The organism is Pseudoxanthomonas sp. X-1, assembly GCF_020042665.1.
Lineage (GTDB): Bacteria > Pseudomonadota > Gammaproteobacteria > Xanthomonadales > Xanthomonadaceae > Pseudoxanthomonas_A > Pseudoxanthomonas_A spadix_A.
Genome location: NZ_CP083376.1, coordinates 13,217 through 24,892, shown reverse-complemented (window position 1 = coordinate 24,892; position 11,676 = coordinate 13,217). Strand labels below are relative to the sequence as shown.

Below are 11,676 nucleotides of genomic sequence, written 5' to 3'. Positions count from 1 at the left end.
GATCGCGGCGACGTTTCAGATCTCAGAGAGGGGCAGATCTGCGGCTGCATCCCGAGCTGCTCGGCTCGCCAAGCGGGCGCGTTGCTGGTCCGCCGGGTCTACATCCGCGCCAAGCTCCGCGCCCGCGTAACGCCGGGTGAGGTCTTTCCGCCTCCTGCTTCGCAGCGCATTTACCGCGCCCCGGCAAGGCTCGCGCGATCTCGCCCGCCTCCGCCGGCCACAGGACCCCACGCCATGTCAGACCCCCGCCGCTATGCCGCCTATGCGCCGCAGATGGCGCTCCCCGATCCGGACGAGGCCGCGCTGGCCGAGGAGATGAGCGAGGTGTTGCTGCGCATCTCGCAGCAGACCTGGGAGGACAGCCACCACGCGCTGCGCAGCGTGCATGCCAAGAGCCATGGCCTGCTGGCCGCCACGCTGGAGGTGCTGCCCGGCCTGCCGCCGGAACTGGCGCAGGGCCTGTTCGCACAGCCGGGCCGCTACGAGGCGGTGATGCGCTTCTCCACCACGCCCGGCGATCTGCTGCCCGACCGCGTCTCCACGCCGCGCGGGCTGGCGCTGAAGTTCCTCGACGTGCCCGGCGAGCGCCTGGAGGGCAGCGAAGCAGCGCATTGCCAGGACCTGCTCATGGTCAACGGCCCGCAGTTCAACGCGCCCAACGCCAAGGCCTTCCTGCGCAGCCTCAAGCTGCTGGCGCCGACCACCGACCGCGCCGAACGCACCAAGCAGGTGCTGTCGGCTCTGCTGCGCGGCACCGAACGCGCGCTCGAAGCGGTCGGCGGCCAGAGCGCGAAGCTCAAGTCGATGGGCGGCGAGCCGCCGCACCACATCCTGGGCGAGACCTTCTTCACCCAGCTGCCGCTGCGCTATGGCGCGCATGTGGCCAAGCTGCAGCTGGTGCCCGTGGATCCGGCGCTGCTGGCCCACCGCGACGAGCGCGTCGACCTCAAGCAGGCCAATGCGCTGCGCGATGCGGTCAGTGCGCACTTCGCCTCGCAGGGCGGCGTGTGGGAACTGCGCGTGCAGCTGTCCACCGATCTGGAGCGCATGCCCATCGACGACGCCACCGTGGTCTGGGACGAAGCGGAAAGCCCCTTCCGCACGGTGGCGCGCCTGATCGCCTCGCCGCAGGTCGGCTGGAGCCAGGACAAGGCCCGCCTGGTCGACGATCAGATGGGCTTCAGCCCGTGGCACGGCGTGCAGGACCATCGTCCGCTCGGCGACATCATGCGCATCCGCAAGCGCGCCTACGAGGCCTCGCAGGACTTCCGGGCCCGCAAGTCCGGCTGCCCGCTGCACGATCGTTCGCTCGCTCCTGACGCGCAGGACGAGAGCACCTAAGCAAGTCTAGTAGCGCAGCCTCGCTCGATCGCAGCGCGCTCTGCATTCGCCGCCTTACCCTCCCGTTGATGCGCGCCTTGCACCCGCACCACAACAGCTGCGGTTGTCGTTCTCGGTGGAGCTGCCATGGCGGCGATGGGGCTCTACCTGACAATGCTCGAGCCTTGATGAGGCTTCATCGGGAATGCCTCATCGCCGCCATGGCGGCTCGCACAGTGGCTTCGCGCCGGGCGTAGAAGCCCCGCGGCCGATAGCTCTGAATTCCTTCGATGAAGCTTTCGTCGACCGAGGCCCTGTGACGCGATGCTCGCGGCAGCGGTCCGGCGGACAGTGGTCGCGACGAGCGAGGCAGGAGCCGAGCGCCTTAAGGCGGGGGCAGGATGTCCTGATCGAGGGAACAGCGGCCACCGCCCACCGGACCGTTGCACTTCCGAAGCCAGCGCCCTCCGAAGCCAGAACCCGCCCGCATCAAAATGCTTCGGCTGCCAGAAATGGAAAAAGGCCCGGACGCATCGCGCCCGGGCCTTCTCACTGAGACAGTGCGATCAGCGCTTCTTACAGCACCGCCTGCGCCCCGGCGATGGTGATCAACGCGCCCGAGGTGTAGCTGGAGCTGTCGCTGGCCAGCATGACGTAGGTGGAAGCCAGTTCCGCCGGCTGGCCCGGGCGACCGAACGGCGTCTGCGAACCGAAGTTCTTCACCTTGTCCTCGGCCATGCCGGCCGGGATGAACGGCGTCCAGATCGGCCCCGGCAGCACCGCGTTGACGCGGATCTTGCGCTCGGCCAGCCACTGCGCCAGGCCCAGGGTCAGGTTGGCCACCGCACCCTTGGTGGTCGAATACGGCAGGATGTTGGGCGTGGGGTCCTTGGAATTGACCGAGGCGGTGTTGATGATCGACGCCCCCTCGCCAAGCAGCTCGAGCGCGCACTTGGTCACGTAGAACGTGCCATGCACGTTGGTGTCGAAGGTCTTGCGCCATTCCTCCAGCGTCACCTCGTCGATGGACTGGAAGTACTTCTGGTAGGCCGCGTTGTTGACCAACACGTCGAGCCCGCCGAAGGCGGACTTCACCTCGCCGACCAGGCGCTCGACCTCGCTCGGCTGGCTGATGTCGCAGGCGACCTTGAGTACCTTGCCGCCGGCCTGCTCCATCAGCGAGGCCACCTGGTCGGCGTCGTCCTGCTCGCTGGGCAGATAGGCGATGGCCACATCGGCGCCTTCGCGCGCGAAGGCCAGCGCCACCGCGGCGCCGATGCCGCTGTCGCCGCCGGTGACCAGCGTGCGCTTGCCCTTGAGCAGGCCGTGGCCCTGGTAGCTGTCCTCGCCGATATCGGGCTTGGGCTCCATCTTGCTGGTCTTGCCCGGGAAGCTCTGCTGCTGCGGCGGGAACGGGGGGCGGGGATAGTCGGGCATGGCGAGACTCCTGCGGTCGATGGTCGAAGGGCACGGCGATGGCGCGTGCGGGGAGTGACCCATCCTGGCCGCGCGCGCAAAAAGTGGCCGTGAACTTATCCGCGCCGATTCATCATGCGGGCATGACAAAGCGCGACCGCGCGACGACGATCCATGCTCATCGCCAAACACGCCACGCGCTCACACGCACAAAAAAAGGAGCGTCGCCCGGTCGAGCGACGCTCCACGTTGCATCCGAAAGAACGGGAAGGGAGCCGATCCCTCAGCGCCCGCGCCAGGTCCTCAGCTCTTGCACTCGAACACGCTGATGCTGCGTGGCGGCGCGAGGAAGTCCTGCGCCCCTTCCGGCACCACGTCGCTGCCCAGCGCCTCGTCGGTGGACAGCACCAACTCCCACTTCAGGTGCGTCTCGGCATCGGGGAGCTTGAAGCTGACCCCTTCGTGATAGGCGTTGATCAGGATCAGCAGCGTCGCGTCCTGACCGTACTCGCGCACGCCGGACACCTGCGCCTTGCCCTCCAGCAGCAGGCCCACCGAGCGCGCGCCGCCATCGCTCCAGTGCGCCTCCTCCATCTCGCTGCCGCCGGGGTTGAGCCAGGTGAGGTCGCGCACGCCGGCCTGTTCGTTGTACTGCCCGTTGAGGAAGCGGCCACGGGTCAGGATGGGATAGCGGCTGCGCAGCGCGGTGAGCTGGCGCACGAAGTCGGCCAGGCGGCCCTCGGTCGGGTCGGCGTCCCAGTCGATCCAGGTGATCTCGTTGTCCTGGCAATAGGTGTTGTTGTTGCCGCCCTGGGTCTTCGCGCGCTCGTCGCCGGCCAGCAGCATGGGCGTGCCCTTGGCCAGCAGCAGCGTGGCCAGCAGGTTGCGCATCTGCCGCTCGCGCAGGGCGTTGATCTGCGGATCGTCGGTCTCGCCTTCGACGCCGTAGTTGCACGAGCCGTCGTTGTTGGAGCCGTCCTGGTTGTTCTCGCCATTGGCCTCGTTGTGCTTCTCGTTGTAGCTGACCAGGTCGCGCAGGGTGAAGCCGTCGTGGGCGGTGATGAAGTTCACCGACGACCACGGCCGCCGCCCGCGCCGGTCGAACAGGTCGGCCGAGCCGGTGAAGCGCGTGGCGAACTCGGCCAGCTTGCCCTCGTCGCCCCGCCAGAACGTGCGCGCGTTGTCGCGGAACTTGTCGTTCCATTCGGCCCAGCCCGGCGGGAAGTGCCCCACCTGGTAGCCGCCCGGCCCGCAGTCCCAGGGTTCGGCGATCAGCTTGACCTGGCTCAGCAGCGGGTCCTGGCCGCAGGCGTCGAGGAAGCCGCCGCGCTGGTCGAAGCCGCTGGGCTCGCGCCCCAGGATGGTGGCCAGGTCGAAGCGGAAGCCGTCCACATGCATCTCGCGCGCCCAGTAGCGCAGCGAGTCGTTGACGAACTGCACCACGCGGAAGTTGCTCAGGTTGAGCGTGTTGCCGGTGCCGGTGTCGTTGATGTAATAGCGCGGGTTGTCGGCCAGGCGGTAGTAGCTGGCGTTGTCGATGCCCTTGAACGACAGCGTCGGGCCCATCTCGTTGCCCTCGGCGGTGTGGTTGTAGACCACGTCCAGGATCACCTCCAGCCCCTTGCGGTGCATGGCCTTGACCATGTCGCGGAACTCGTCGCGGTGGCCGCTGGCCAGGTAGCGCGACTTCAGCGCGAAGAAGCCCAGCGTGTTGTAACCCCAGTAATTGCGCAGGCCCCGGTCCAGCAGGTGCTGATCGTCCAGGTAGGCATGCACCGGCAGCAGCTCGACCGCGCTGACGCCCAGCGACTTGATATAGTCCAGCACCGGCGCCTGGGCCAGGCCGGCGAAGGTGCCCTGCAGGTCCTGCGGCACCTGCGGATGGCGCTTGGTGTAGCCGCGCACGTGGGTCTCGTAGACCAGGGTCTGGCTCCACGGCGTGAGCAGCCGCTCGTCGTCCTCCCAGTCGTAGTCGTCCTGCACCACCACGGCCTTGGGCATGAACGGCGCGCTGTCGCGCTCGTCGAAGCTCAGGTCGCCATCGGGGTGCCCGACGGTGTAGCCGTAGAGCTCGTCGGCCCAGATCAGGTCGCCCTCGATCTCCACCGCATACGGGTCCAGCAGCAGCTTGTTGGGGTTGAAGCGGTGGCCTTCGGCCGGGGCATAAGGGCCGTGCACGCGGTAGCCGTAACGCTGCCCAGGGCCGACGTCGGGCAGGTAGCCGTGCCAGATCTCGTTGGTGTACTCGGGCAGCTCGATGCGGGTCTCGTTGCCGGCCTCGTCGAACAGGCACAGCTCCACGGCGGTGGCGTTGGCGCTGAACAAGGCGAAGTTGGTGCCCTTGCCATCGTAGGTGGCGCCGCGCGGGAACGGGCGCCCTTCGCGCACGCGCGAGGGACTGGCGTACTTGGGGGATGGGGCGTTGGGCATCGGGGGGGGGGCAGGGCCATGGTGGGGAGGGCCGAGCATGTGGGCGCCGTTGTCTAGGTCGCGTCAGCGCATGGCGATCCTTCCCGGCGGCCACCAGCCGGCCGCCACCGGCGGCGTCGAACAACACTGATGGTGAATCCAGCGTGACAACCTTCGCGCAATCGATAGTATGTCGGTCACTCCCCGCGCGTCCCCACCGCCCTGATGGCCGCCTCCGATCCGCTTCGCTTCCGCATGTCCTCCGGCCTGATGCAGGCCGGCCGCCAATGGCAGAAGGTGGTCGACGCGGCACTGGCCGGCCACGGCCTGTCCAACGCGATGACCACCCCGCTGCTGATGATCGGTCGCTCCGGTGGCGGCGTGCGCCAGATCGAGCTGGCCCAGCTGATCGGGGTCGAAGGCCCCTCGCTGGTGCGCATCCTGGACAAGCTGGCCGCGGCCGGGCTGGTGCGACGCGAGAACGACGCCAGCGACCGCCGCGCCAACAAGCTCTGGCTGACCGACGCCGGCGAAGCCATCCGCCAGCAGCTGGAAAGCCAGTTGAACGCCCTGCGCAAGAAGACCTTCGGCGAGATGACCGACTCGGAGATGGAAGCGGTCCTCAAGCTCTACCGCATCGTGGAAGGCGCCGCCCGCGGCCGCTGAGCGCAAGGCCGGCTCCCACACCCTCGCTCCGGCAAAGAACGGTCGCGTGCGCTGCGCACTGCCGCTCCAGCACCCGCAGACCTCTCCACCGTCATTCCCGAGAACGCGGGAACGACGCATGTGGCTGCGCGGACGAGTCGAAGTTTTCCGGGGATGACAGTGGCTGGTCCGCCGCCAGCCACGGCCCCGCCAACCGCCCTCAACCCCGCGGCTGGATGATCTGGCTCAGGTAGTCCGGCGTGCCGTCCACCCGCACCAGGTGCGGATACTGCAGCCCGTCGTGGTAATCCACCTGCACCGTGCGCAGCCCGCCCTGGAACTGCAGCAGCAGCGTGATCGGCGCCTGGCTGCCCTTGGCGGCGGTGATCGCCTGGGCCAGCGTCTCGGTCGAGTACTCCTGCCCGTTCACCGCCACCAGCTTGGCGCCGGTGCTGACCCCGGCCTTGAACGCCGGGCCGTTCCAGCGCACGTCGTTGATGGTGCCGTCCGGGTTGATGGTCAGGCCGATCGACCAGGCGAAGTTGTAGCGGTGGCGCGGCGACTGCGCGGCGCGGTTGTACTGGGTCTCGTACTCGCTGGGCGTGTCGGTGTAGACCAGCTTCCAGCCGCTGGCGGCGATGCCGTCCAGCAGCGGCGGGGCCACCGTCTGCACGCGCGTCTTGAGGAAGCCCGCCCAGTCGTCGTGGGCCACGTCATCCAGCGCGTTGACCACATCCTGGAAGGTGTAGGGATGGACCACGTAGCTGCCGTCGTCCACGCCGAAGAACGCCTTGGCGAAATCGTCCAGCGACTTGCGGTTGCCGGTGAGCTGGCGCAGGCGCGCGTCGATCTGCAGCCACACCATCTGCCCGGCGCTGTAGTACTCCTCGCTCATCTGCCAGCTGCGGTAGGGCAGTGCCTCGCGATGGGCCGCGGTGGGGTCGTTGGTGGTGTCCTCCAGCGTGCGCCACTGGAAGCCGACCCGGTTGCGGTCGTAGTTGGCGGCCACCATCGCCAGTGCGTCGCGGAACTGCTGCGGCGTCCACAGCCCGGCGCGCGCGGTCAGCACGAAGCCCCAGTACTGCGTGGCGCCCTCGTACACCCACAGCAGCGAATCGCCCATCGGCTCGCTGAAGTTGGGCGTGGACAGGTCCGCGCCGCGGCGGAACTTGCCATTCCAGGAGTGGGTGAACTCGTGCGCCAGCAGGTCGCGGTCGGTCGGGTTGTCCTTCCAGCCGGTGAAGTAGCCGCGGTCCAGGCCGTTCTCGCTGGACTGGTGATGCTCCAGGCCGTTGCCGGCCAGCTCGTCGGACAGCGAGAACAGGAAGTCGTAGTGGTCGTAATGGTGCGAGCCGAACAGGCGCGTGGCCTGCACCGGCAGCGCGCGATGCGCGGCCAGCTGCTCGGGCGTGATCTCCAGGTCCTTGGGCTCGTCGGCGACGATGTTGAGCATCACCGGCGCGCCGCCCTTGGGCGTCAGATCGACCTGCTTGAAGTGCAGGCCGGCGTAGATCGGCGAATCGACCAGCGTCTCGTACGACACCGGATTGAAGGTGGTGCTGGCGCCGTCCTTCGACGCCGCGCGCAGGGCGCTGCCGAACTGCCAGCCGGCCGGCAGGGTCACGCTGGGCTGCACCTGGATGCCGCGCGTGTAGTAGCCGGCCGGATACAGCGACATCTGGTCCCAGTCCAGCATCAGCATGCGGTCGGTCATCTGGAAGCCGCCGCCGCGGCTGGACAGGTACTGGAAGTCCGCCTCCAGCGTGGACACCCCGGCCGGCACGTCCACATGGAAGGCATAGACGTCATAGGGATCGCGCTTCCACGGCAGCGGCTGGCCGTTGGCGCTGAAGCTCAGCCCGGCCAGCTGCGCGACGGGGCCGCTGGGCGAATGCGCGCCGGGGATCCATTCCGGATACAGCAGCGTGACCCGGCCGGCCTGCACCGGCAGGGACTCGTGGACGCGGAAGATGCCCTGGCGCGTGTCGCTGGCATCGACCTTGAGCTGGATCTGGCCGGGATAGGCCACGTCCTGCGGCGGCGGGACATCGGCCTTGCGCACGATCTGCGCCGAGGCCGTGCCGGCCAGCAGCGCCAGGCCCAGCGCGGCGGCCAGACGGGTGTGGGAACGCGACACCGAAGCGGCGGCGCGGTGGACGAAGGGCATGACGGGCTCCAGCATGGATCAGGGCGATGAACCACCGTAGCATCGGTCCGCCGATCTGACATCGGGCGCCCGTCCACTCCGCATCCTGCCCGCGGCCGCGATCCGCGGGCGGGAGCGCTGGCGCCGTGATTGCGCCGTGGCCCGCCCCGCCGATGCCGAGTGTCATGGACATGGCGCCGGCGACACATCGCACGCATGCCGTTGCCGATGCGGCACCTCGCGACCTATCCGCCGACGCGGGACGCCCCTACACTCGCCCGCGGGGAACCGGGGAGTCAGGATGAGCCACACCGACCAGGCCGTGCAGGACGGCGACGCCGACATGCCTGCGGGCCGCCGCATCAGCTTCGAGCGCCTGCGCGAGCGCACCGACGAGCTGGAACTGCTGATCTCCGGCCTGCTCGCCTTCGCCCTGCTCACGCTGCCGCCACGCCTGTTCGAGGCCTGGGTCGGCAGCGAGCTGCACGCCGAGGGCGCGACCTGGTACGTGCTGCAGTTCGCCTTCAACATCGGCGTCGGACTGAGCTACGCGCTGGGGTTCGCCTTCCTCGTCCATCTGGCGATCCGCGGCTACTGGGTCGGCCTGGTCGGCCTGAAGTCGCACTTCCCCGGCGGCATCCGCTGGGAGCGCCTGTCGGCGATGGGGCCCGTCTCGCGCCGCTTCTATCGCGGCGCGATCGGCGACCTGGGCCGGGTGATCGATCGCGTCGACCGCACCGCCTCGGTGTTGTTCGCCACCACCGTGCTGGTCGCGCTGACGCTGGCGTGGATCGGCGTGCTCGGCCTGGGGCTGCTGATCCCGGCGACGCTGATCGGCCTCCTGTTCGAGGACAGCGAGCGCGCGACGTTCATCGCCTTCGCGGTGCCCTATGTCGCGTTCCTGCTGGGCGGCATGGCGATCTTCGTGCTCGACAAGCTCGTCGCGCGCCGCGCCCAGCGCGATCAGCCCGCGCAAGGGCTGGAGCGGGCGATGGATCGCCTGCTGCGGGTGTTCTCCACGATCGCGCTGCAGCGCCTGGGCGGCCCGGTGCAGTTCACCCTGCAGAGCAATCTGGGCAACCGCGGCTTCAGCGCGGTGTATTTCCTCGTCCTCTCCGCGGCGATGGTGATCGGCGGGATGCAGATCGTGTCCTCGGCCAGCTTCTCCCTGCTCAGCCGCTATCGCGTGGTCACCAGCGAGGCGGTCGACCACGGCATGCTCAGCGCCCACTACGAATCCATGCGCGGGCCGGACGATGTGATGCTGCGCTATCCGATGATCCCCTCCGACCGCATCGAGGAGGGACGGCTGCGGGTGTTCATCCCGCATCGCCCGCGCCTGGACAATCCGCGCGCCGAGCAGGCCTGTCCAACCCTGGCGCACGGCCGCAACGCGGCCCAGGGCCGCGCCGCCGCCGATCAGGCCGTCGCATGCCTGGCGAAGATCTGGACCGTGACGCTGGATGGCCGGCCGGTCGCGCTGACCGGCTTCGTCCCGATGGAGCGTCGCGACCTGGGCATGCGCGGCCTGGTTGGCTATCTCGATCTGCAGGGCGAGACGCCCGGCCGGCACGACCTGCGCCTGTTGTGGAACGCCGGCGGCGGGGAGCGCGGCGTGCAGCGCCAGCGCGACTACTTCATCCCGTTCTGGTACGACCCGCAGGACGCTCCGCCGCCCACCGCAAAGTCCGCCGACGCCTGAGCCGCCTGCGTCACCACGGCACCGTGCGCCCCAGATAGTCCAGATACTGCAGCCCGGCGCGGCCGCGCTGCGCCTCCATGGTGTCGAGCAGGTTCGGGATGCTCTCCTCGATGGTCAGCCGCGCATCCGGCCCGCCCATGTCGGTCTTGACCCAGCCCGGCGCCATCAGCAGCAGCGTGCGCGGGTCGTCGGCATGGCGCGCGGCGAAGCTGCGCATGCACATGTTCAGCGCCGCCTTGCTGGCCCGGTACGCCTCATGCCCGGCCCGGGTGTTGTTGGCCAGGCTGCCCTGGCCCGAGGACATCAGCCCGATCGTGCCGCTTGAGGGCACCAGGTCCTGCAGCGCTTCGACCACGCGCATCGGACTCAGGGTGTTGGTCAGCATCAGCCGCAGGAATTCGTCGGTGGCCACGTCTGCCACGATCGCGTCGTCATCGGTATTGACCACGCCGGCATTGACGAACAGCAGGTCGATCGCCTCGCCTTCCAGGCGTGCGCGCAGGGCGGCGACCTGCGCCGGCTCGGTGATGTCCACCGTCTCCACGCGCAACGCCCCGGGATGCCGGCGCGACAGCGCGTCCAGGCGCTCGGTGGAATGCGCGCGGGCCGTGGCGATCACCCGCCAGCCGCGCGCCAGGAACTGCTCCCCCATCGCGTAGCCGAGCCCACGCGAGGCGCCGATCAGCAGGACGGTATTGGATGAGGGTTTCATGGTGCCACTCCACTCGTGCGGCGCCGTGCGCCAGTCCCCTCAGGCTAGGAGCGGCCCCACGCATGCGGAAGACGCACGGCATGCATTGATAGAGTGCACGGCATGCACGCGTCTCCGACCCGCCGCCGCACGCCATGTCCGCCCCCGACCTCAACCTGCTGATCGCCCTGGACGCGCTGCTGGCCAGCGGCAGCGTCGCCGGCGCCGCGCGCAGGCTGGGCCTGAGCCCCTCGGCGATGAGTCGCACGCTCACCCGGCTGCGCGACACCACCGGCGATGCGCTGCTGGTGCGCGCTGGCCGGCAGATGGTGCTCACGCCCTATGCCGAAGCGCTCCGCGACCGTGCGCGCACCGCGGTCGAGGACGCACGCGCCGTGCTGCAGCCACCGCCGACGACACTCGACCTGGACACGCTGCAGCGCGTGTTCACCCTCCGCGCCAACGACGGCTTCATCGAGGCCTTCGGCCCGCGCCTGATCGCCGCCGTCGCGCACGCGGCGCCTGGCGTGCAGCTGCGCTTCGCGGCCAAGCCGCAGAAGACCGCGGCGCCGCTGCGCGCGGGCGAAGCCGACCTGGAGATCGGCGTGCTGAACGCGATGGGTCCGGAAGTGCGCGTGCAGGCGCTGTTCCGCGACCACTTCGTCGGCGTGGTCCGCGCGGGACACCCGCTGGCCAGGCCGCGCGAGGTCACGGCACAGGACTACGTCGCGCACGGCCATGTGGTCGCCTCGCGCCATGCGCGCGACCACGGCCCGGTCGATGACGCCCTGGCCCGGCTCGGCCTGCGGCGTCGCATCGTCGCGGTGGTGCCCGGCTTTCCCGCCGCGGTGGCCGTGGCCCGCGCTTCGGACCTGATCGCGCTGGTGCCCGCCTCCTATGCCGCCAGCCAGGGCACCGCGGACGGGGCGTCGCTCCATGCCTTCGGCCTGCCGGTGCCGCTGGCCGGCATCACCGTCTCGCAGATGTGGCACCCGCGCCTGCACGGCGATGCGGCGCATCGCTGGCTGCGCGAGCTGGTCCTGGCGCAATGCCGGGAGCCGTAGGAATGCGGCACCGTTCACCATGAGCAGGCGACCGGCACGGCAAGGATTGATGCTGCCGCCTTTTACAAGGTCGGCGGCACCCGCATGAGCCCGCCCGCGCGGGTCGCCGACCAGCAGCACAGTGGACGACGCGGACGGCACGACAGTTGGAACGCTCGGAATCCGCATTGACCACGCTCGATGGCACGCGCCTGCGACGCCGCAGGGCACCCGACGACAGCAGGTCGACCCGGCGCGTGGAATCATGCGCCGCGCACCCGCCGGCCATACGCAAGGAACAGTC

Annotated in this window: 8 protein-coding genes; 4 read left to right on the top strand and 4 right to left on the bottom strand. The window is 69.4% G+C overall.

Annotation, left to right across the window (positions count from 1 at the left end; all coding sequences use genetic code 11):
• Positions 1-234 precede the first annotated feature (234 nt).
• Positions 235-1,341 carry a catalase family protein gene (locus LAJ50_RS00105; RefSeq protein ID WP_205961546.1) on the top strand — a complete coding sequence of 369 codons (1,107 nt, stop codon included), beginning with the start codon at positions 235-237 and terminating at the stop codon, positions 1,339-1,341.
• A 555-nt stretch (positions 1,342-1,896) separates the two neighbouring features.
• On the opposite strand, the gene LAJ50_RS00100 is transcribed toward LAJ50_RS00105, so the two are convergent.
• Together LAJ50_RS00100 and glgX are read right to left on the bottom strand one after the other, a co-directional pair.
• Entirely contained in the window at positions 1,897-2,757 is an 861-nt protein-coding gene (locus tag LAJ50_RS00100; RefSeq protein WP_224096414.1) for an SDR family oxidoreductase, read from the bottom strand.
• Between the two features lie 282 nt (positions 2,758-3,039).
• A complete protein-coding gene (gene glgX / locus LAJ50_RS00095) occupies positions 3,040-5,166 on the bottom strand; it encodes a glycogen debranching protein GlgX (RefSeq protein WP_138654194.1) in 2,127 nt (708 codons plus the stop codon).
• A 204-nt stretch (positions 5,167-5,370) separates the two neighbouring features.
• Here glgX and LAJ50_RS00090 point away from each other — a divergent pair, with 204 nt between their 5' ends.
• The gene (locus tag LAJ50_RS00090) at positions 5,371-5,811 is read left to right on the top strand and encodes a MarR family transcriptional regulator (RefSeq protein ID WP_138654192.1); all 441 of its coding nucleotides are present in this window, start codon (positions 5,371-5,373) and stop codon (positions 5,809-5,811) included.
• A gap of 199 nt (positions 5,812-6,010) precedes the next feature.
• Here the strand turns inward: LAJ50_RS00090 and LAJ50_RS00085 are convergent, their stop codons facing one another.
• Positions 6,011-7,957: a M61 family metallopeptidase gene (locus tag LAJ50_RS00085; protein WP_138654190.1), complete on the bottom strand. Its 1,947-nt coding sequence runs from the start codon at positions 7,955-7,957 to the stop codon at positions 6,011-6,013.
• Positions 7,958-8,237: 280 nt separating this feature from the next.
• Between LAJ50_RS00085 and LAJ50_RS00080 the strand changes: the two genes are divergently transcribed.
• Positions 8,238-9,638: a hypothetical protein gene (locus LAJ50_RS00080; RefSeq protein ID WP_138654188.1), complete on the top strand. Its 1,401-nt coding sequence runs from the start codon at positions 8,238-8,240 to the stop codon at positions 9,636-9,638.
• Between the two features lie 10 nt (positions 9,639-9,648).
• Here the strand turns inward: LAJ50_RS00080 and LAJ50_RS00075 are convergent, their stop codons facing one another.
• A complete protein-coding gene (locus tag LAJ50_RS00075) occupies positions 9,649-10,350 on the bottom strand; it encodes an SDR family NAD(P)-dependent oxidoreductase (protein ID WP_138654186.1) in 702 nt (233 codons plus the stop codon).
• 134 nt (positions 10,351-10,484) lie between these two features.
• Here LAJ50_RS00075 and LAJ50_RS00070 point away from each other — a divergent pair, with 134 nt between their 5' ends.
• The gene (locus LAJ50_RS00070; RefSeq protein WP_138654184.1) at positions 10,485-11,393 is read left to right on the top strand and encodes a LysR family transcriptional regulator; all 909 of its coding nucleotides are present in this window, start codon (positions 10,485-10,487) and stop codon (positions 11,391-11,393) included.
• The last annotated feature ends 283 nt before the right edge of the window (positions 11,394-11,676 follow it).